Source organism: Shewanella pneumatophori, from assembly GCF_023283895.1.
Classification (GTDB): Bacteria; Pseudomonadota; Gammaproteobacteria; order Enterobacterales; family Shewanellaceae; genus Shewanella; species Shewanella pneumatophori.
In genome coordinates, this window is the sequence record NZ_JAKILB010000001.1 from 500619 (window position 1) to 523434 (window position 22816).

General features: G+C 43.5%; 17 protein-coding genes. 9 read left to right on the forward strand and 8 right to left on the reverse strand.

The features are described from left to right. Positions 1 to 16: 16 nt before the first annotated feature. Positions 17 to 2065 (reverse strand): dipeptidyl-peptidase 5, encoded by a 2049-nt coding sequence (locus L2740_RS02195; protein ID WP_248948599.1) that lies wholly within the window; start codon positions 2063 to 2065, stop codon positions 17 to 19. Positions 2066 to 2458: 393 nt separating this feature from the next. Next, positions 2459 to 3979, reverse strand: a complete 1521-nt coding sequence (locus tag L2740_RS02200) for a fumarate hydratase (protein ID WP_248948366.1) — start codon at positions 3977 to 3979, stop codon at positions 2459 to 2461. Positions 3980 to 4158: 179 nt separating this feature from the next. Between L2740_RS02200 and pabB the strand changes: the two genes are divergently transcribed. Together pabB and L2740_RS02210 are read left to right on the forward strand one after the other, a co-directional pair. After that, positions 4159 to 5652 carry an aminodeoxychorismate synthase component I gene (gene pabB, locus L2740_RS02205; protein ID WP_248948368.1) on the forward strand — a complete coding sequence of 498 codons (1494 nt, stop codon included), beginning with the start codon at positions 4159 to 4161 and terminating at the stop codon, positions 5650 to 5652. 156 nt (positions 5653 to 5808) lie between these two features. Further along, the gene (locus L2740_RS02210; RefSeq protein ID WP_248948370.1) at positions 5809 to 6396 is read left to right on the forward strand and encodes a CoA pyrophosphatase; all 588 of its coding nucleotides are present in this window, start codon (positions 5809 to 5811) and stop codon (positions 6394 to 6396) included. Between the two features lie 33 nt (positions 6397 to 6429). Here L2740_RS02210 and L2740_RS02215 read toward each other — a convergent pair whose 3' ends face one another. After that, positions 6430 to 6765, reverse strand: coding sequence for a hypothetical protein (locus tag L2740_RS02215; protein WP_248948372.1), 336 nt, complete (start codon positions 6763 to 6765; stop codon positions 6430 to 6432). A 151-nt stretch (positions 6766 to 6916) separates the two neighbouring features. Here L2740_RS02215 and asnS point away from each other — a divergent pair, with 151 nt between their 5' ends. Further along, positions 6917 to 8317 (forward strand): asparagine--tRNA ligase, encoded by a 1401-nt coding sequence (gene asnS, locus L2740_RS02220; RefSeq protein WP_248471712.1) that lies wholly within the window; start codon positions 6917 to 6919, stop codon positions 8315 to 8317. Positions 8318 to 8441: 124 nt separating this feature from the next. Here the strand turns inward: asnS and L2740_RS02225 are convergent, their stop codons facing one another. The 5 genes from L2740_RS02225 to L2740_RS02245 are packed head-to-tail and all read right to left on the reverse strand — an operon-like array spanning position 8442 to position 13734. Continuing rightward, entirely contained in the window at positions 8442 to 9185 is a 744-nt protein-coding gene (locus L2740_RS02225; RefSeq protein ID WP_248948374.1) for a PIG-L deacetylase family protein, read from the reverse strand. 18 nt (positions 9186 to 9203) lie between these two features. After that, complete coding sequence (locus L2740_RS02230) at positions 9204 to 11093, reverse strand: TonB-dependent receptor plug domain-containing protein (protein ID WP_248948375.1); 1890 nt, start codon at positions 11091 to 11093, stop codon at positions 9204 to 9206. Beyond that, a complete protein-coding gene (locus tag L2740_RS02235) occupies positions 11086 to 11826 on the reverse strand; it encodes an ABC transporter ATP-binding protein (protein ID WP_248948377.1) in 741 nt (246 codons plus the stop codon). The genes L2740_RS02230 and L2740_RS02235 overlap by 8 nt, the downstream gene beginning before the upstream one ends. Beyond that, on the reverse strand, positions 11810 to 12814 hold the full coding sequence (locus L2740_RS02240; RefSeq protein ID WP_248948378.1) for a FecCD family ABC transporter permease: 1005 nt from the start codon (positions 12812 to 12814) through the stop codon (positions 11810 to 11812). The genes L2740_RS02235 and L2740_RS02240 overlap by 17 nt, the downstream gene beginning before the upstream one ends. Further along, complete coding sequence (locus L2740_RS02245) at positions 12811 to 13734, reverse strand: ABC transporter substrate-binding protein (RefSeq protein ID WP_248948380.1); 924 nt, start codon at positions 13732 to 13734, stop codon at positions 12811 to 12813. Before L2740_RS02245 ends, L2740_RS02240 begins: the two co-directional genes overlap by 4 nt. A gap of 538 nt (positions 13735 to 14272) precedes the next feature. Here L2740_RS02245 and hyaA point away from each other — a divergent pair. The 6 genes from hyaA (at position 14273) to hypF (ending at position 22773) form a co-directional block, all read left to right on the forward strand. Further along, positions 14273 to 15409, forward strand: coding sequence for a nickel-dependent hydrogenase small subunit (gene hyaA, locus L2740_RS02250; protein ID WP_248948382.1), 1137 nt, complete (start codon positions 14273 to 14275; stop codon positions 15407 to 15409). A 2-nt stretch (positions 15410 to 15411) separates the two neighbouring features. Further along, positions 15412 to 17115 (forward strand): nickel-dependent hydrogenase large subunit, encoded by a 1704-nt coding sequence (gene hyaB / locus L2740_RS02255; protein ID WP_248948384.1) that lies wholly within the window; start codon positions 15412 to 15414, stop codon positions 17113 to 17115. Positions 17116 to 17129: 14 nt separating this feature from the next. After that, positions 17130 to 17798, forward strand: coding sequence for a Ni/Fe-hydrogenase, b-type cytochrome subunit (gene cybH, locus L2740_RS02260; protein WP_248948386.1), 669 nt, complete (start codon positions 17130 to 17132; stop codon positions 17796 to 17798). Positions 17799 to 17807: 9 nt separating this feature from the next. Continuing rightward, the gene (locus L2740_RS02265) at positions 17808 to 18365 is read left to right on the forward strand and encodes a HyaD/HybD family hydrogenase maturation endopeptidase (RefSeq protein WP_248948388.1); all 558 of its coding nucleotides are present in this window, start codon (positions 17808 to 17810) and stop codon (positions 18363 to 18365) included. Beyond that, on the forward strand, positions 18352 to 20148 hold the full coding sequence (locus L2740_RS02270; protein WP_248948390.1) for a NiFe hydrogenase: 1797 nt from the start codon (positions 18352 to 18354) through the stop codon (positions 20146 to 20148). Before L2740_RS02265 ends, L2740_RS02270 begins: the two co-directional genes overlap by 14 nt. A gap of 96 nt (positions 20149 to 20244) precedes the next feature. Further along, entirely contained in the window at positions 20245 to 22773 is a 2529-nt protein-coding gene (gene hypF / locus L2740_RS02275; RefSeq protein WP_248948392.1) for a carbamoyltransferase HypF, read from the forward strand. Positions 22774 to 22816 lie beyond the last annotated feature (43 nt).

Consider the following 22816-nt stretch of genomic DNA (forward strand, 5'->3'; position numbering starts at 1 on the left):
GGCTTTCTGGTTTTATTTATTTCTCAGTCCAACGGTCCATCCAACCGAGTACATTAGCGTACCATTGCTCGAGATTGTCTGGGTTCAGGATCCAGTGGTTCTCATCAGGGTAAATGAGCAACTCTGATGGAATACCATTACGCTGCATATAGGTAAAGGCCGCAAGACCTTGGCCATAAGGAACACGGAAGTCTTTCTCGCCGTGGATCACTAGCATAGGTGTTTGCCAGTTTTCTACGTAGTTAACCGGGTTAAACTTTTCGTATAGTTCTTTATTCTTTTCGTAAGTACCACCAAATTCAAACTCTGGGAACCACAGTTCTTCTGTTACGTAGTACATAGAGCGCATATCGAATAGACCGGCATGGTTTACTAGACACTTAAAGCCATCATTCCAGTTACCTTGGATCCAGTTCATCATGTAGCCGCCGTAAGAGCCACCTAGCGCACATGCATTGTTACCGTCTAACCACTTTTGCTGTTTAGTCACAGCAGCTAGACCTTTTTGTAAATCTTCTAGTGGTTTACCGCCCCAATCTTGAGTAATTGAATCAGTAAAGGCTTGGCCGTAACCCGTTGAGCCGTGGAAATCAATCATCACCACACCGTAACCGGCACCCGCCCATAACTGTGGGTTCCAACGACTGCTAAATGAATTTCCAAACGAGCCTTGTGGACCGCCGTGTACCAAGAAGGCAATTGGGTACTTCTCACCTGCTTTATAATTAGCAGGTTTGATCCAGTAACCAAACACTTCTTCGTTGTTCCAGCCTTTAAAACTAAACTGCTGGTATTCACCAAACTTCACTTTAGCGAGCTTGTCTTTGTTCACTTCAGTTATACGATTAAGGTTCTGACCATCTAGATTAATAGTGTATAAGTCACCCGGCTCAACTAGCGACTTATGGCTGAAGATGATTTTATCCTTGTTCACCCCAACAATGCTGTTACTACCTTCGTTATAGATAGTCTTAACATCACCAAACTGAGTGTTAACTTCAAAAATTGACACCTGCCCCACATCTTGGGCCGTTACATAAAGGGTTTTGTTATCTTTACCAAAGGCAAGTGAGCTTGGGCTGCGATCCCATAGTGGTGCCACTTCTTTTTCTTGGCCTGTGACAGTGTCACGCAGCATGATGCGGTAACGGTCAGCTTCAAAACCTGGCTTTGTCATTGCAAAGTAGGCTAAATAACGGCCGTCGGCAGAATAAGTTGGATGTGCATCCCATGCTTTATTGGCTTCAGTTAAGTTTTCAGCAGTTCCACCAGCCACGCTAACTTTCCATAAATCGTAGTTAGTGATCCATGCTTGGTCTTTACCGGGCGCTTTTGCTGTATAAACAACATGTTTACCATCTGGAGTAAAGGTCACTTCTTCCATACCCGAGAACGGCTTAGGTGGCGTTTCAGTATCAAGACCTGCAGTTACATCAACGGCATCAGATACTTTAGTACCGTTTAATTGGGCAACAAACAGGTGGCTTCTTGAATGGTCGCTCCATGTATCCCAGTGACGCACCATAAGCTGCTTATATTCGCGGCCAGTGGTATCACGCTCAGCTTCTTCGGTAAATTTATCTTTTGAACAAGCAAGATCTTTACACTCTGGGAATACACGCATATTGACGACAACTTGTTTGCCATCTTGCGATAATTTAAAGCCTTCAACATCAAGCGGGAAGTCGGTAACTTGAATTGCCTCACCGCCATCAAGTGCAAGCTTGTAAATTTGGCTTGAACCACTACGTGCGGCGAGGAAGTAGATATTTTTATCATTCGGACCAAACGCCACACTGTGCTCAGTGCCTGCAGCGCTTGTAAGTTGTTTGATTGCTGTAGAGCCGCTAAGTTGTTGCAAATAAAGGTCTGTCGTTGACTCACCTTCTGCATCAATATTTTTCACAGCATAAACGATTTTTTCGCCATCATTCGACAATGCTGCCGAATGAAGCTTATTCATTTTAACGAGATCTTGAACGGTAAAAGGTGCTGTAGACGCAGCCTGGGCGCCAAATACCGCGCCAGCTGACGCAAGCGCCATTATGATTGCAGTTTTTTTCATCGTAGTAGTCTTATTCTTATCGTTAATCGTTATTTTTATTGAAAGGTTTTCAGTTCTATTTGCGACTTGCTTAATAATACCAAAGCTATTTACATAACGACCCACTGCACTTTCACGGTAAACATTATCAATTTTTATCGAGTTAGCTTTCATTATGTGAGCTTTTGTTGTGTAAGTATTTATCTAAATAGTCAGTAATTTATGCGAGTTGACCTGCACATTAGCCAAAATTAAGGCCTGAATCAATACACTCAGGCCTTAGATTGCAAGCTGACTGCAACAAATTATTTCAGTCATCTTAACCGTTAGCTAAACAGATAAGCTTATTTAACGGCTTTAGCTAAATCTGTTAACTCAGCTTTTGAATTTAGATTTTCGATTTAGTTTTTCGATTTAGCCTTCTAACTTAACCTTCCAAATGGCAGGTCCGGTTTCATGGGCATTAACACCATCAGAGTCTACAGCCACTGTAACGGGCATATCTTTAACGTCAAACTCATAAATGGCTTCCATACCAAGGTCTGCAAAAGCAACCACGCGTGATTTCTTAATCGCTTTAGATACAAGGTATGCCGCGCCGCCAACAGCCATTAAATAACAAGACTTATGCTTTTTAATCGACTCAACGGTAGCAGGGCCGCGTTCAGCTTTACCAATCATGCCCATTAGACCAGTGGTTTCAAGCATCAAGTCAGTAAACTTATCCATTCGAGTTGCAGTTGTCGGGCCAGCAGGACCAACAACTTCATCACCAACTGGGTCTACCGGCCCTACGTAATAAATAAACTTACCCTTAAAATCTACACCTTCAGGTAGACCTTCACCGCTTTCAATTAAGCTTTGAATACGTTTATGGGCGGCATCGCGACCAGTAAGCATCTTACCGTTAAGCAGCAAAGTATCACCGCTCTTCCACTGCTCCATCTCTGCTTGCGTCACAGTGTTTAGGTCAACACGACGAACGCTCTCGCCCACTTCCCAAGTGATCTCCGGCCAATCTTCTAGAGATGGTGGGCTTAGATCTGCTGGACCTGATCCATCTAAATGAAAGTGAACATGGCGGGTTGCTGCGCAATTGGGGATCATTACTACAGGCTTAGAGGCTGCGTGTGTTGGGGCTGACTTAATTTTAATATCAAGCACAGTAGTTACACCGCCAAGACCTTGCGCGCCAATACCTAACTTATTTGAACGCTCAAATATATCTAAACGCAGTTTTTCATCAGCAGTTTCTGCACCGCGTACTTGAAGCTCATGAATATCGACAGGATCCATTAATGACTCTTTAGCCATAACAGCCGCTTTTTCAGCTGTACCGCCAATACCTATACCTAGCATACCCGGTGGGCACCAACCAGCGCCCATAGTCGGTAAGGTTTTCTCTACCCAAGCGGCAATATCATCAGACGGATTTAACATCGCCATTTTAGATTTATTTTCCGAGCCGCCACCTTTAGCTGCAATAGCCACATCAACATGATTACCCGGGACCATTTCAACATGGACAACCGATGGCGTGTTATCTTTGGTATTTTTACGGCCACCAGCAGGATCGGCAACAATAGATGCACGTAAAGGATTATCTGGATTGGTATAAGCGCGGCGCACACCCTCATCAACCATTTCTTGTACGGTTAAATCGGTTTTATCCCACTGAACACCCATGCCGATTTTAACGAAACAGGTTACAATACCCGTATCTTGGCACAGAGGACGTTTGCCTTCTGCTGACATACGAGAATTAATTAGGATTTGTGCAATCGCATCTTTAGCTGCTGCGCTTTGCTCACGCTCATAAGCTTCAGCCATCGCATCGACGAAATCTTTTGGATGATAATAAGAGATATATTGTAGGGCATCAGCAACGCTTTCAATGAGATCGGCTTGCTTAATGACAGGGACTTCTTTACTCACAGACACTTCCTTTTTAGCAGACACTTATTAATCGGCTGAAATCATACTAAAAGTTATTTGTTATGTATGACTCAGTCACCGTTAACGCTCAGGTGTTTTTGTTTTTATTACTTGTTTAACCAATATGATACTCTTTCGCGACTTTTAGTTAAACATCACATTTTAGATAGGGTGAATAGATGAACAATTTGGCGCAAAATGCCGTTTTTTGTAAGCGTCTTGATTGGAATTTGACCACTACAGCTGTATTTTCTCATTTTGAGGGTACACCTTGGGCAATTTTGCTCGATTCAGCCAATGCAAATCACACTGACGCAAGGTTTGATGTGATCTGTGCCGAACCAGTCGCAACGATTGTGACTAAGGCGGATAACACAACAATCAATCGCAGTATTGATAGAAGCGCCCTTTTTCCAATTAATCAGCCTTATAGCATCAATAGCGCCGAACAATCGCATTCTAATGATGATCCGTTTAGCTTAGTTAATGCGTTAATTAACGAATATTACCCAGTACAAAAGCACAGCCCATTTATGTTTAGCGGCGGTGTGATGGGCAGTTTTAACTACGATCTAGGTCGGGTAATCGAATCATTACCACAGCTAGCTGAAAATGATATTTCGCTACCAGAGATGAATCTTGGCTGTTATGACTGGGCGTTGATCTTTGATTATCAAGATAACAGCTGGCATTTAGTGCATTACAGCTCCAATGAAGCACTCGATATTCTTGCGAAGCGACTATCCAAACTCGTTAGCAATACATCAAGCAATATCGAGCCTTTTACTTTAACCAGTCATTGGCAAAATCAGCTGACCGAGCAAGCTTACAAACAGAAATTTGCTCAGGTACAAGAGTACCTATTAAGCGGTGACTGCTACCAAATCAATTTGACTCAGCGTTTTAGCGCAGCGTATCAAGGTGATGAATGGCAAGCTTACATGGCGCTACGAGAAACCAATGGCGCGCCTTTCTCAGCGTTTATCCGTCTTGAGCAGCATGCGTTGTTGTCTATTTCACCTGAGCGATTTATTCAGCATCAAAATGGCGATGTGCAGACTAAGCCGATTAAAGGCACTATGCCACGCGATACAGATCCGCTGAATGACTTAGCCTTAGCAGAGCAATTAAAGGGCTCTGAAAAGGATCGCGCTGAAAACTTAATGATTGTCGATCTATTACGTAACGATATAGGTAAAGTTGCAGCGCCCGGAAGTGTAACAGTACCAAAACTGTTTGATGTAGAAAGCTTTCCAGCAGTACATCACTTAGTTAGTACAGTAACGGCCAAACTAGCTCCTAAGCTAACACCAATAGACTTACTTAAGGCTTGTTTCCCGGGAGGCTCGATAACTGGCGCACCGAAAATCCGCGCAATGTCGATTATCGAGGAGCTTGAACCTTCAAGAAGAAGCCTCTATTGTGGCTCAATTGGGTATATCAGCCAAGACGGCACTATGGATACTAGTATTACTATTCGCACGCTAGTGGCAGAACAAACTAATACAAAGCTGGGCTCTGAAACGAAAGCTAAAGAGCAGCAAAAGACAGGTGTCATTCATTGTTGGGCCGGAGGGGGTATCGTCGCCGACTCTAAGGCTGATGCTGAGTACCAAGAAAGTTTTGATAAAGTGAGCCGAATACTCCCAGTCTTATCGAAGCTCAATCATTAAGTAAAAAGCACTCAATAGAGCGCTAAGTAACGAGCGAGTATAAAACCTCAAGTTTATTACAGGGGCTTAATAACCATCGCTTAATTACAGTAGTTTAATATCAGTACTTTAATATCAGTGGTTTAATAGCAATTGCTTATTATAAAAGGATAATCAATGGATCTGGTCGAGTTTAAAGCCCGCTATAGTCTTAACACTTTACCAGAGCTAGATCCTATTCAATCAGACTTAGGCCAAGTTGAGACTAATCTTCGTCAAGCTGCGGTGTTAATTGCTATCCATGAAATCAATAATCAGCTGCACGTTATTTTGACCAGGCGCCCTACACACCTTAGGGCGCATCCAGGGCAAATCAGTTTTCCCGGCGGTAAAGTTGAGCAAACAGATATAAGTTATCAAGCCACCGCGTTACGAGAAGCCCAAGAAGAGATTGGCCTGTTAAATACCAATGTCGAAGTAATTGGCGCGCTACCAGCCCATAAGACATTTACAGGCTTTGAAATCACCCCATTTGTCGCAACTGTTAAACAATCATTTGTGCCCGTTATCGACCCTGGTGAAGTGGATGAATATTTTACCGTGCCACTATCATTTCTGTTAAAGCGTTATAATCGCCAAAGTCAACTTTATACCCGCAAAGGAGTGCAATACCCGGTGCACTTTATTCCTTATAAACAGCATTTTATTTGGGGCGCTACAGCAGCGATGATTGATTTGTTATGCCGGCATTTAAGTCACAACTAAAGTCACAAATAAAGTCATAACGAAAGTCTTTAATTAGACCACAAAGCGGATATAAAGCCCCGCAGCCAATGAGCAGGTAAACAGTAAAGGAATATTAACCCACCAGCCGAGTTTACTGCGCTGAGCAATGTAAAGGTTAAACCCAAGATTGATAAAGCTTAATACCGCACAAACCCAAATAATATGTTCCAGCAATACCGTTTGCTCAGGATCCCACTCAAGTCTTACTTCTGCGCCATGACTTTGAAAGTAGCCTATCGCAGCATCTGGCCTTGCCTTATCAAAAAGCATTAAGGCATAGATAGCCAAAGACCAGCCGATAATCGACAGGCTCGACAATAAAAAGTGGAAGATTTTTACTCTATTCATGCATGCCATCCATAGTTTTTGTCATGATTGTCGTCACAATAGCAATTTAGACACTAAGATACCCTACTTTCCACTTGAGAAAAGCGTTTATACAGGTAATATAAACCTCCAAATTATTTAAAAAAACGTTTCGTTGGAGAACTAAGCAACAATGAGCATTACATCTGTCGCTTCTGTGTTTAAAGGTGACTTTGCGATTGGTTCGCAAATCACAGTACGTGGCTGGGTAAGATCCCGCCGCGATTCTAAGGCAGGAATTTCATTCCTAGCTGTTTATGACGGTTCATGTTTCGACCCTATCCAGGGTGTTGTGCCAAATAATCTAGAAAATTACACCAACGAAGTGTTAAAGCTTACTGCTGGTTGTTCTGTAGTGATGACTGGTGAAGTTGTTGAATCTCCAGGTCAAGGCCAAGCGTTCGAAATGCAAGTGACTAAGGTTGAGGTTGCTGGTTGGGTTGAAGATCCAGACACCTACCCAATGGCTGCAAAGCGTCACTCAATTGAGCATTTACGTGAATTAGCCCATTTACGTCCACGCACTAACATCATTGGTGCTGTTGCCCGTGTACGTAACTGTTTATCGCAAGCGATTCACCGCTTCTACAATGAACAAGGTTACATCTGGGTTTCTACACCGCTAATCACAGCATCTGACACTGAAGGCGCTGGTGAAATGTTCCGTGTATCGACATTAGATCTAGAGAACTTACCACGTACAGACAAAGGCACTGTTGATTACGGTGAAGATTTCTTCGGTAAAGAGTCTTTCCTTACAGTATCGGGTCAGCTTAACGCTGAGACTTACGCATGTGCATTATCAAAAGTTTATACTTTTGGTCCAACATTCCGTGCAGAAAACTCAAACACTAGCCGTCACTTGGCAGAGTTCTGGATGGTTGAGCCTGAAGTTGCTTACGCTGATCTAAACGATGCAGCTAAGCTTGCAGAAGACATGCTTAAGTACTGTTTCAAAGCCGTACTTGAAGAGCGTCGTGATGACTTAGAGTTCTTTGCACAACGTGTAGAGAAAACAGCGATCACTCGTCTAGAAAACTTCGTAAGCAGTGATTTCGCGCAAATCGACTACACAGACGCAATCGAAATTCTGAAAGCTTGTGATAAAGATTTTGAGTTCGACGTTGAATGGGGTATCGATTTACACTCAGAACATGAGCGTTACCTTGCTGAAGAGCACTTCAAAGCACCTGTAGTTGTTAAGAACTACCCGAAAGACATTAAAGCATTCTACATGCGCTTAAATGACGACGGTAAAACAGTTGCTGCAATGGACGTGCTAGCTCCAGGGATCGGTGAAATCATCGGTGGCGCACAGCGTGAAGAGCGTTTAGACGTACTTGATGCACGTCTTGCAGAAATGGAACTGAGCCAGGAAGATTACTGGTGGTACCGTGACCTACGTCGTTACGGCACAGTACCTCACGCAGGTTTCGGTCTAGGTTTTGAGCGTTTGGTTTCTTACGTGACTGGTGTTGCTAACATCCGTGACGTGATTCCATTCCCACGCTCACCAAACTCTGCAAACTTCTAATTGCTAATTCTCAATTAGTTTTGAGCATTTAGTTTTAAGTAAAAACTTTTAACGCTCAATACAATCGTTTCATAAAAATGCCAGTAATCAGTTACTGGCATTTTTGTTTTTATCTAGTAAATCATTAAGCAATTAGCTCTTCTAACTCCATAATCCCATGCCTTCTATAAGGCTCTGCAATCACAAACTTACTATGGCTACCAATACCATTATAAAAATAGAGCGAGTTATCAATTGCCTGTTGCACAGCGCGGCCGCGTTCTACAAAGCTAAACGCATCAAATTGTGGATTAATCGCAGTACGTTCATCTTGAGACAAACACTGAGAGAAATGCTCGCCAGAAAACCGCATTTGTGTTGTTAAACAATCCATTGCCTTATTTTTTAAATGCATTACTGAAGCTAATGAAATACTACAATTAGGTGTTTTGGGATTCATGTAATATATAGTGGCAACGGGGTGCGGCGCGAGATCAGGTAATTCTGCTAGGGCAAAATCTCGAGACGCTAACGCAATCGATTCGAGGATCAGCATCATAGCGGGTCTTCTATCGGGATCGAGATCTTCATAGCTGTGTTCAGGGCATTGAGTAATGATAATATCTGGCTTGGTTTCGCGAATAACTCTTACCAGTTCAACTTTATACTCCTTACGAAGATCAATCCCACCACGTTCAAAATCATTAAAGTACAGCTTATTAATGCCAAGCACAGCCGCAGCATCTTGTAATTCAGTCTTCATCGTCTCTTTGGCAAGCATAACCGACGCAAATGACTGGCCACCTTTTTGAGCATTAATCGCCAGTGCGCCACCACATTCAACGATTTCCATACCATACACGCCAAGAAATAATATTCTCTGTTCCATAGTGACTCCAAAAGTTGATTACATTTGATAACGATAATTAAACTGTAGGTCTCGAGGAGTCCCCAAGGTTGGTATGGGTTGTCTATGCTCCTCTGGTGCGGTGCTTCCTGGATTAAATACGCTGACAGCGCCGTCTACATCAAACATGTTTTCTAACCTCAGGCTGAGCGTGTGTTGACCTAATGTATAGCTAGATGACAGCGAGAAAACCCACTCTCCACCAACTTCAACATCATGCTCAGTAAGAGAGCCGGTATACAGGCCTTGAACACCGAGTTTTATACTGTCTGAGACAAAATAGTCCGCGTTAACTTGTGATAACCATTTGGGGATCCCTGATAACTGCTCAGACTCGCCTTTCTCTCTGGTATCTGCGTATGTCAGTGCAGCAGAGATACTTAGCGCATCAGATTGCCACTGGCTAAGCAATTCAAAACCTTTAGTATTGACCTGTTCAGAAAGATTGACGTAATGCGCATCTTTAATGCCGATTAAGTCATCGACTTCGCGCAAAAATAGCAATGGCTCAAACGTAAATTCATCAACCGATAAGCGAAGACCAATATTGGCGCTCATGCTTTGCTCAGGGTTTAAATCAGAATTTCCCGTAACACCACCTTCCTCTGCTACCGAAAATAGCTCTTCAGCGCTAGGTAATCTAAAACCTGTTCCGACAGATGCTGAAAGTACAATGTTGGGGTTAAACTCATGTTGACTACTTGCGCTCCAATTGAGGCTGTCACCCGCATCTGAGATATCGCTGTAACGCAGGCCAAATGAAAATTGAGTTAAATGGATTTGAGGTCTGAATTGAACAAAAACAGATTGCACGGTTTCGGTATCACTGACGAAGTTCATCACTTCGTCTTCGCCGCGATACTGTTGCAGCTCTGCACCAATAAGCCAGTCATTAATCTCGCCTGAGCGATATTGTGCCATAGCCTTTACACCGTAATCTTCAAACCCCCAATAACTGTTATCATCAACAACTGTGATGTCACCATTTTCGTCCTGATCAACTCGGTTATAATAAGTATCCCAGCTGTGGTAATAACCCTTTACTTGCAGATCCCACTCATCGAATATCGGATGCTGATAATCAAGAGTAATGAGCTTTTCATCTCTATCGTTATTGCTGTTTATTGTGCCATAAGGCCTAAGCCGTTCTAGATCCGCATGATTAAATTGCATCAGCATCGTTAACTGCTGGTCTTGCTCACCAAGCCATCTCGCCTTACCGCCAATGTTATAAACCGTATAACCACGCTTAACGTCATCCGACGCCGTCCAATGGATATTTTCATCGGGCCAAAGTTGATAACCTTCACTCGTTGAGTAAGAGCCATATAAAGACCAATCAATACTCTCTATATCGCCAGAGACATAACCATCAATACTTTGGCTTGCAAGTGTATCTGCGCCTATCGAGAATTCAGCGGAATTTTGCTTTGAAAGATCGCGAGTAACAATATTGACCACCCCGGCGATCGCACTGGTGCCATAAACGATGCCTTGACCACCTTTAAGTACTTCTATGCGCTCAATCATGTTTGGATTTAAGCTATCGAGGTACACGCCGCCATATAAGCGATTATTCAACCGGTTACCATCAAGTAACCACAAGATATCCTGCTTCCTTGAGCCTTGTAGTGAATAATAGCCGCCATCATAACGACCTCCTTTGGCGGACGAGAATAAGCCCGGCACCCATTGAGCAAGAATTGAATTGATATCGGCTTGACCAAAGCTAGTAATTTGTTCCCGTTCAATCACTACCATAGATTGGCCTAACTTAGCTTGATCTAGGCTTAAGTTTTGTTCCAGTGTATTGGTTACGGTTATCACCTCATCTATCTCATTCACATTTGCAATGGCGATTGCACCTAAAGCCAATAAAACACTACTCATCAAATACTCCAACAACAGTAACGTTAACGCCATTAACCCCAGTTTGGATTTGGGCATCAACTTTATAAGCTAAACGCATATTTTCTTGTGTTAACACCTCAGTTGGCGCACCAAATGAAGCCACCTTGTCATCCACTAAAAGCAGCAGTTTGTCGCAATACTGCGCCGCTAAATTGATATCGTGGAAGGTTGCTATAACGGTATTTGCGCGCTGCTTAATGATCGACAGCAATTGATGTTGGTGAAAAATATCTAAATGATTGGTCGGTTCATCAAGTAACAGTAATTCAGTATTTTGAAATAATGTTTGCGCCAGCATGACTCGTTGTAGCTGGCCGCCAGATAGGTGTTCTAATTGACGATCTTTAAGGTGGGTAAGACTGCAATCTGCCAGCAACTGCGCTAGCCTTGCTTGATCTACACAAGAGGAACATGCAGCTAAAGACACCACATCACTGACATTCAAACCACCGCAGACACCGTTATGTTGCATCATAAGTGCAAGATAATTGGCGCGTAGTTTTTGTTTCATACCCAGTAGTGAGTCAGTGCGCCAATATAAATCACCACTTTTAACAGGGAGTAATCCAGCCATCGACTTAAGCAAGGTTGTTTTGCCACAGCCATTGCGACCTAAAATCCCCACCCACTCTCCAGAGTTAACACTAAATTGAAATGGAGCTAGGTTTTCAAGCCCGTTAGCGGCTATGTGCAAACTATCGATATGCAGCATGAGTTTGCCTTCTTATTAGCGAGAGGAGTAATGGCGCAGTGATCAATGCTAAGGGCACAGAAAGCGGTAATTCGTTAGGTGCTAATAACCATCGACAAATAATGTCGACGAAAACACAGGTCACAGCGCCTAATGTTGCGGTTATAGGAATGAGGTGTTTATGGCTGCCTCCAACTAGCAATCGACAAATATGCGGAACTAACAGACCAATAAAGCCCACGACACCGGCTGAAGCAACAGACATTCCGGTTAAAAGTAAAACCCCAAACGCAACTTGCCAACGTAATAACGTAAGGTTGACGCCAATAGACTGTGACTTTTCATCGCCAAGCAGCATTAAATCGAGATAGTGTCTGTTACGGTAAGCTAGATAGACAATAATTGGTAAGGCAATAGACAAGGGAATAGTATGCTCCCAGGTTGTCCCTACGAGCGAGCCCATCAGCCATCTGAGGATCTGACTTAAAGCTTGCTCATCGCCGAGGATCATCATTAAGGTCGTTAGTGATGCACCAATAGAACTGATTGTGACACCGCACAACACCAAAGCCATTGGTGATACTGGCACGCCTTTTCGATTAGCGCACATCATCACTAAGATAAACGCGCTTGTTGCCCCGAGTACCGCCAATAACCATTGTGGAATAAACAAGCCCAAAGTGATGCCGCTAACAGCAAATAAAGAGGCGCCATTGGCAATACCGAGTAAATAAGGATCTGCCAGCGGATTTCTGACAAGGGTTTGAGTTAACAGACCTGCGACAGATAATGCCGAACCGACAAGCGCAGCTAAGATCGCTCGTGGCAGACGCATGTCATAAATAATTGCTGAAGCGAGTTTGTGATCTTCTGATTGAGTCAAACCGCCTATTAACTCAGAGATTGATAGCGATAACGCGCCATAAGACACGCCGGTGATGAACAAGATCAGCAATAAGCACATCAACACCAAAATCAACAACCACAAGTAGCGCTTAAATAAACTCATAATGCAGTAACTTGCTCTAGGTATGCGTTGACCAATTCAATTCCGTCAATTAAGCGCACGCCTGCAACAGTTTCAGAAAAGCCGACCTTAAGTAGTTGTGAACTTTCAACAGCATGGATAGCAAATGACAATGGTTGAGACTCTACATAACTTTGCTTTTGGCTAAATGACGACCAATTTGAGTCGACCATTAATATGACGTCGGGGTTAAGAGCCACAACAGACTCCCACGACATATGTCCCCATTGCGAGTTAATATCCTGACCAATATTAATCCCACCAGCTTGTTCAATTAATAAATTTCCAGCGCCGCAGCACCCTGCAACGTAGGGAATGTCGTACTCTCTTAGCCATAACAACACTCTTGGCTTGGTTTGCAGCTTGCTTATGACATTAAGTCGCTTTTTATAGCTATCAATCAGTTCATAAGCCTGATGTTCTCTGCCCAACAATTGGCCTAGGTTTGTTATATCGCCAAAAATGGTCGCCATACTAACAACCGCGTTAGCTTCGCCGGACTTAAATAAGTAACTGTCCACACCGTAATAGGTCCAACGTTGACGTGGGCCGATCCCCCAATCACTAAACGCACTATTAAATCCTGCAATAACCAACTGTGGTTGTAACGATAGCAAGATCTCTGGGTTGGGGTATTCCTTAGATAATGAGGGTAATGCATTGAATCGCTCAACCCATCGCTCGGCCGGCTTATCATCGTTATAAGAAATGCCAATTATTTGTTTGTCAGCGTGCAGCGCCAATAACGCCTCAGTGACATGCTGATTTAAAGAAACCACACGATCCAATGAGGTTGTCAGATCCGGTTTAGTTGATTGAGCCGGTTTCGATTCACTATCATTAGCTGCGAATGAATATTGTGGCAGAGTAAAAAACAGACTTATTATTAGTAGCTTGTACAAATCGTTCTCTTTTTTTGCCACGATAATAGATAAAACCATGTCGGGTTTTATTGATTTAAATCGCAAAACATTACAAAAACGAGCCAGCAAACAATAGAGCAACAACCCTTTCGTGACCACCATCACAATGCAAGCAACAAAATTTCGCTTAACTAAGTTAATTAATAAATTGCTCTAGGCTTAACCCCGTTCAATAAAAGCAAAATTTAAACGATAACGATTTTATTGCGCTCGGCGTTAAGTAAACAGTGCAAGAAAGACACAACAGCTAACTTGACTCAATACGTTTAAGCGAGCGCCAAATTGTGGCATCTGTTTTTTAATCATCATTTAGTGACCTCCTTCACAAAAAAATCCAACCTGTGCCATTTTGTCTCATCAAGGTCACTTTTAATGATCTACCGCAAGAGTGCGAAACACTACTCCAGACCTACCTCTGAAAGCGAAAAAAAACTTGACCCACATCAACATTTAACAGAGTTGTGCAGCATAAACTGCTGAAGTTGAGCAAATTCCTTACAATAAAAAAGGTTTAAACATGGAAACACATGAAGCCCTTTATCAACAAGGCCTCGCACGAATAGAACAACTTCGTCAGTTAGAACCTCGTAGTGGTGAAACCCTTCAGCAAAAGATGGAGCAAAATGGCATTAGCCGCCGCGACTTCATGAAATGGAGCGCAGCAGTTACCGCCATGCTTACACTGCCTCTGCCGTTTAGCACACTCGTTGCTGAAGCAGCAGAGCTTGCTGATAGAGTACCACTGGTCTGGCTGCATCTAGCCGAATGTACTGGTTGCTCCGAGTCCTTGATCCGTACCGATACCCCTAATCTCGATACCCTTATCTTTAAACACGTTTCACTCGAATATCACGAAACCCTAATGGCTGCAGCAGGTTGGCAGGCAGAAGAGAACCTTGAGCATGCGTTAGAAGCCTATAAAGGTAACTACCTGCTTGCAGTTGAAGGCGCGGTTCCAACAGCAAATAACGGTGCTTATTTGACTGTCGGCTGTAAAGGTCATACCGGTTTACATATCGTGCAAGAAGCAGCTAAAGGCGCCGCAGCGATTATCTCTGTAGGTACTTGCGCCGCGTTTGGTGGCGTGCAAGCCGCAGCGCCAAACCCAACTGGTGCAAAAGGCGTTTATGAGGTGGTTGATAAAACCGTGATTAATCTTGGTGGCTGTCCACCAAGTGAGAAGAACATTGTCGGTACCTTGATGTACTTCATCATGTTTGGCAAGTTACCTGCACTTGATATGTTTAACCGTCCTAAGTGGGCTTATGGCGCGCGCGTACACGACAACTGTGAACGTCGTGGCCGTTTTGATGCAGGTGAATTCGTTGAAGAGTTTGGCGATCAAGGCGCAAAAGATGGTTACTGCTTATATAAAGTTGGTTGTAAAGGACCTTACACCTATAACAACTGCCCTACAGAACGTTTCAACCACCATACTAGCTGGCCGGTACTTGCAGGCCACGGTTGTATTGGCTGCTCAGAACCTAACTTCTGGGATGATATGGCCGACTTTGAAAAGCCTTTAGGTAGGCAATTGCTGCACAGTTTAGACGCCACCAGCGACACCATTGGTGCGGTCATTCTAGGTGCAACTGCTGTTGGAATTGGCGCACATGCTGTAGCCAGTTTATTTGCCAAATCTGAAGAGGAATAATCATGAGTAAACGTGTTGTTATCGATCCAATCACGCGTATTGAAGGTCACCTTCGCGTTGAAGTCGAAGTTGATGAAAATAATGTCATTACAAAAGCCTGGTCATCTTCCACTTTGTGGCGTGGTATTGAAGTGATTCTAAAAGGCCGTACCCCTATGGATGTCGGCTTAATAGTGCAGCGCATTTGTGGCGTTTGTACCTACTCGCACTACCGCTGCGGTACAGAAGCGGTTGAAAACGCCCTAGGTGTTAAAATTCCACTCAATGCCAAATATCTACGTAGCTTGATGCAAACCTCTTTGTATATGCATGATCACATTGTGCATTTTTATCATCTACACGGATTAGATTGGGTCGATGTTGTGTCTGCATTAAGTGCAGATCCTGCGTTAGCCGCCCAAGAAGCACTGAAATATACCGCCAATCCGATTGCAGCTGGTGAAGGCGATCTACGCGCAGTGCAAGAAAAAGTTAAAGGGCTAGTGGCAACCGGTAAGCTTGGTCCATTCGCTAACGCATACTGGGGTAACGCAACCTACAAGTTTACTCCAGAGCAAAACCTAATCGCCCTATCACATTATCTCAAAGCATTAGAAGTACAGCGCGTTGCCGCTGAAATGCTAGCAATTTTTGGGGGCAAATCACCGCATCCACAATCGATTGTTGTTGGCGGCGTCACAGCTGTTCGCGACATGCTAAGCCCTGCTCGTTTACAAGAGTGGAAGCAGAAGCATGAAATCGTACAAGACTTTATTATCAGAGCTTATAAAGCCGACGTTGTAATGGCTGCAGCTGCCTTTGGCAGTGAGCCTAGCGTACTTGGCGGCGTCAATATTAAAAACTTCTTAGCCTGTGATGACTTCTTACTTGGGGATAACCAGTACCTGTTTAATCAAGGCGTGATCATGAATGGCGACTTAGCCAATGTATCTGATTTAGATCCGGACATGATCTCAGAAGATGCTACCCACGCTTGGTATAAAGCCGATAAACCAGAGCATCCTTACGATGGTACAACTGTGCCTGATTACACTGGTTTTGTTGAGCGTGACACCGTCTACGGCAAGCTACCTACAGTTGATGGTGACGGCAAATACACTTGGGTTAAATCGCCACGTTATAACGGCGAGCCTGTAGAAGTTGGCCCGCTCGCTTGTTTACTTGTCAGTTACGCTCGCGGAAACCAAGTAGTAGTTAATGCGGTTAACGGTTTACTTGAAGCTACAGGTTTACCCGTTGAAGCGCTATTAACTACTTTAGGTCGCACCGCAGCACGTATGCTGCAAACCGTTATTGTTGCTGAAGAAGGCCTAAAAACCTTTGATGCCATGCTAACCAATATGCAGTCTGACGAAGCCACCTATATCAAGCCTGAGATTGACTCAAGCAAAGAGTATGTAGGTCACGCCATGATTGAAGCGCCGCGCGGTATGCTCAGTCACTGGATCCGTATTAAAGGCGGTAAGGTTGAAAACTATCAAGCTGTAGTACCAACCACATGGAACGCTGGTCCCGTTGATGCTAACGGTAAGATGGGCCCGTATGAAGCTTCGCTTATTGGGCTAAAGCTTGAAGATCCAACCAAGCCTTTAGAGGTGATCCGCATTATTCACTCGTTCGACCCTTGTATGGCCTGCGCTGTACACGTTATGGACTACAAAGGGCAAAACTTAGGTGAATTTAAAATTGATCCCAACGGATTTTAATCAAGGGGGATAACATGGCAACTCAATCTGCGCCCTACCAAAGGGAACTGATCTTTGGTGCTGCAATACGAATATTCCATTGGCTAAGAGCCTTAGCCATTTTCGTACTCATAGTAACTGGGTTTTATATCGCGTGGCCGTTTTTGGTTGCGCCAGAAAACTCTGACGTATTGGTACAAGGTTATATTCGCGCCGCCCATCAGATCTTTGGTTTTGTGTTAGTGGCAATTACCATAGTGCGGGCTTACCTGTTCTTTTTCGGTAAAAGCGATATCGAACGACGCTCTTTTAAAGACGTAATGAGCGTAAAAAGTTGGATCACTCAACTTAAGTCTTACCTATGGATGGGACATTTAGACAAAGCTGGTGTGTATGGACCGCTACAATTTGTGACTTACTTGGCAATCTCTGTCGTTGCGTTGTTGATCTGCATTACAGGACTCGTCTTGTATGCCAATGTATACCATGAAGGTCTTGGTGGGTTAATTGCACCAATGGCGAATTGGTTAACGGCATTGATGGGGGGCTTAGCACCTGTACGAATTTGGCACCATTACCTAACCTGGGTATTTATCATCTTTGTGGTAATACATGTATATATGGCTGTTTGGTCAGGTATTCGCTTTAAGCACAACTCTGTTGACTCAATTGTCTCAGGTTATGACTACCATAAGAAAAAATAAAAGGAACTCATGAAGATATTGCTACTTGGTATTGGCAATGTCCTGTACGCCGATGAGGGCATCGGCGTACATTTCGTCAATTACATCCAAGAAAACTATCATTTCCACCATCCAATTGAGCAGTTAGACATTCTCGATGGTGGAACATTAGCCCAAGGACTTATCCCTACCCTTTGTCAGTATGACTACCTTATCGTGGTCGATACAGTTAACGCTAATGGTGTTGCGCCCGGTGAAGTGTATTTCTTTGACTTCGACAAGGCACCTGCTGAAATCGATTGGCAAGGCAGCGCTCACGAGGTAGAAATGCTACAAACTCTAATCATGATGGAAATGGTCGGCGACCGACCAAAAACCTTTGTATTAGGGGTCACTCCAACGGTACTCGAGCCGATGATCTTAGGTTTAACTAAACAGATCCAAGCGGCTGTACCTTTAATGGAAGCAACGCTACTGCGTCACCTACAAACATTAGGCTTTTCTCACCAACGCATTGCCAATATCGACATCAACAGCCTAATTCCCGATTCCTACAAACGTGGCTTAATTTCCGATGAAGAAAATTAGATTCGAGTTTAATTGTACCCGCGACGTGCCTTTTTACGCTCACCTATGTGATCAATACCTACTTAAACCTGATTATGACATTGCCATTGGCCGAGAAGAAAACCGTTACTATTTAGAAGCCGAGGGCGAACAAGGTAAGTTAGAAAAACTCGCAGATGAGGTTGCCAATGATTTCTTATTATCGGTTTGCCTAACTAAGCCTGATATCAAGCTGGTTGACGACTTTAGAGGCAGTAAAACACCATTAAAAAATAATAACTTAATCTCTACAAATTTAGGCCTAGAATATTGCCAACACTGCCAACCTAAATTTGCCGACAATCAATCAGCGCAGTTCGGTGAGATTGATCTCGCCTGTCCTTGTTGCCAAAGCCATTTACGCATTACTGATGCAGAAAAATCCTTTAGTCTCGAAGATGTCAAAGCCTTAACGGCAAAGCTTAATTCACAAGGCTATATAGAGCTACCTAGCCCAAGCAACACATTGCCGATCATCGTTAGTTTCCAGCCCATAAATAATAAAGTCCTTAACAGCTCGCAGCAGCGGCAACATCTGGTGATCTGCAACCCAAATAATCTTAACGCACACTTCTCACTCACAGGTAGTCAAATACTTGGTTTATCAAGTATTGAAAAGCCGTTTATCAGTGCAAAACCCATTGCTAAGCACCCTCGCCTACATAACGCTCTTTATGAGATCTGTTTTGCTAAATCGCGTTTATTATTGGTGCTTTGTGAAGTACTGCGCCAGCAAGGAGTTGATTATCTATATATTGCCCATTCAGACAATCCACATTTTGCAATGGTCAATGGCCAGTGGTGTGAGGTAATGAGCCAATTAGGCACTGCGCCGCTATTGATTCCGACCACTCAAACACCACTACACGATGATGCGCAAACCGGGCCTTATATTGCTAAATGGCAAAAAAATATCATTAGTGTTATCCAAGAGCCGATTTTTAACCATCAACCTTTAGGGCAAGCCCCTGATAATGCCGCAACCTGTGCATTACTCGCCGCCCATATACGCAATAAGCATGCTAAAAATACTGCAGCGATTTATCTGAGCGATCAATATAAAAGTCAGATTGTGACATCGGATAAGCAACAAAAAATAGAGCTATTCTTTGAGTTTCCTGAGTTGCCTGATAACGGCTACGAGATTGTTCATCAACTGTCAGATTCTCCGCAAAAAATCCTGTTAGAGAAATTTAAAGCTCAATATCCAGAGGATTACATTCAGCTGTTATCGCTAAAACTTGCAGCACCTTGTAATAATATTCAAACCCTGTGGGCAATCGTAGCCATTATACTTGGAGCTGAAACCAGTAAAGGCGATACAAAAGAGGCCGCGACTCAGCTGACTAAAACAGCACTTTGTGACTTCGTAATAGCAAAAGCCATGGCTCACAAAGGCAGCAACGCCCCAAGAATTGATTTTCCATTGACCAAAGGCGAAGCCGCTCGAAGCTTAAACTGGTGTAAAACCTTAGGCAGTATCATTAGCTTTAGACTGGCAGAAGAAGGCTATCTTGAAAAACTTGCGTTTGGTCTTCACGACTCATTTGCTGATTACATAGCAAATTGGATTGAGCATTTAGACCAAAATATAGGCTTAAAATCGATTGTATTAGCAGGTAATGAGTTCAGTAACCCGATGCTAGCAGAACGAGTTGCCCTGCGACTCGTGAAGAACTTTACCCTAAACACCAATCCTGCGATGGATCTTGATGGCGTAAACCTCGCAGTAGGTGGACTGTATTTAAAACAACGTAGGCGTTAATTCCAACGTTTTTTAGCTAAAGCTAGCAAGGCTAGCCTTAGCTATCTAACTCTTGTTTTAACCACAAGCCTTCTACCCGTTAGAGTATTGAAATATATGCAGTTAACCGACAACAAGCCGGTCAGTAATCCACAACATGGGGTCGAGCAAGCCACACTTGCTCGGATCCAACTTAATATAACCGGCGTTGTACAAGGGGTTGGGTTTCGTCCCTTTGTTTATCGTCTCGCCCATGAGCTTGGGTTAAGCGGTAGCGTCTTAAATAATAGTCAGGGCGTGTTGGTTATTGCCCAAGGCGTACAAAGCGCATTAACTGAGTTTGAGCAAGCCTTTGTATTATCACCACCGCCACTATCGCGCATCGATAACATCACCAGCAAGCCACTAGCCACAATCGGTAATGAAACCGGTTTTACCATTATCGCCAGTGATAATTCCCAGGAGCATGGCGATAGCGGTAGCAAGCGAATTAACGCTAACAATAGCGTTGTCGCAGTATCACCCGATAAATGCACCTGTGATGATTGCTTTAGTGAAATAATCGAGAGTAGCAATCGCCACTTTAGATACCCGTTCACCAATTGTACCAACTGTGGCCCAAGATACACCTTAATTAACGCTCTGCCCTACGATAGACCCAATACTGCCATGGCAAGTTTTGCTATGTGCGATCGCTGCGCCGATGCGTACCAAAACCCTTTAGATAGACGCTACCATGCACAACCAGTTAGCTGTCCTGACTGTGGGCCACAGTTAAGCTTTAATACTGCAGCTCTTGAAAGGTTAAGTGATAGAGAACAAGCGTTAACCGATGCGGTCAAAGCGTTGCAAGAGGGAAAAATACTGGCAATAAAAGGGCTCGGTGGCTTTCACCTTGTTTGCGATGCAAGCAACGATGCCAGCATTGCTTTACTGCGTCAGCGTAAACATCGACCAGCAAAACCGTTTGCAATTATGGTCGAAAATCCGCAAGTCGGCGCCCAATATGTTTACGGTAATGCAATTGAATGGCAGACCCTTAGCTCAGCAGAGCGCCCTATTACCCTGATGCAGAAAATAGCGCCGTCTTTGAGCATTGGACTAAAGCATCAGCAAAACAGCTTGAGCGAATTAATCGCCCCGGCAATAGATAAACTAGGGGTATTTTTACCCTATACACCGTTACACTTTTTGCTTTTAGCACAGCTAAAACGCCCGCTAGTGATGACCAGTGCCAACCTATCCGGCGAGCCAATAATAATTGATGCATTGGATATCAAACAAAAGCTTGGCCATGTTGTTGATTTTATATTGGATCATAATAGGCCAATACTAAATGCTTGTGATGACAGCGTAGTGCAAGTCATTAACGATAAAGTGCAAGTGCTTCGCCTAGCTCGAGGTTATGCGCCATTATCCCTGTATTGTGAACAGCCCATTCCACAAGCAACCCTGGCTGTTGGCGCACAACAAAAAAATACCGTCTGTTTTGGCTTTAAACAAAACATCTTTTTAAGCCCACATATCGGCGATCTAGAATCCATTAAAGCCTTAGATTATTTTCACCACACCCTTGCTACTTTTAAAACGCTTTACCAATTTGAACCGAGAAAACTGGTTCACGACACTCATCCTGATTACGCCACCAGCGTTTGGGCCGAACAGCAAGCTCATAAAAAAACTAGCGTACAACATCATTACGCCCACGTACTTAGTGTAATGGCGGCAAACAATTATACCGGTTCTGTATTAGGTTTTGCCTTTGATGGCACAGGCTTAGGTGATGATGCAACGCTTTGGGGCGGTGAGGCTCTACTGTGCAATAACCAAAAATATCAACGTCTAGCCCATCTGATGCCATTTCAATTAATCGGCGGTGAACAAGCGATTAAACAGCCTAATCGAGTGTTGCTATCCATCTTACTTGAAAAATATTCACCCGAAGAGATCCTAACCTTAAAACTGCCCGCTTTTACCAAGATCCCAAGCTTTACCTTTAATAACCTAACAAAAGTCTGGCGTGCAAACATTAGTGTAAAAACCTCATCTATCGGCCGGTTATTCGATGCTATAGCGGTAGTTTTAGGCCTGATTGATGAGATTCAATATGAAGGGCAAGCAGGTATGCTTTTAGAAGCAGCTGCTAATTCTTTAACACAGCATGCATTATTAGATACTCATAACAAGCTGCCCAAACAAGCTTTCAGTGCAAGTAATCTACAAAACGATAATATAGTCGTGAATAATTCTGATAGCAGGACTTCTATTCGTAACCAATATCTAGGGAGCCCAATCCATTTTTCGATAAAATCGAATAACAATGTATGGGATAGCGTAGATTTAATGGTGCAGATCATCAATGCTATTAAGGCTGAACCATTAACCCCTATACGCATAGGCCTGATAGCCCGAAGCTTTATGGATGCGTTAAGCGATATCGTTTGCCTGACCGCTAAAGAGCACCTTGAACTACCGATTGTTCTTTGTGGTGGCGTGTTTCAAAACAAATACTTATTACAGCGCTGCGAAACAGCACTCATCGCCCAAGGCAATCGTGTATTAGAGCCTAAATATGTACCAATTAACGATGCGGGGATCTCCCTCGGTCAGCTTTGGTACTCCCTTGCTACAAAATCCACAGAATAAAACTGAATACCAGCCTAATGCCTGCTAATGAATCTAATTAGAT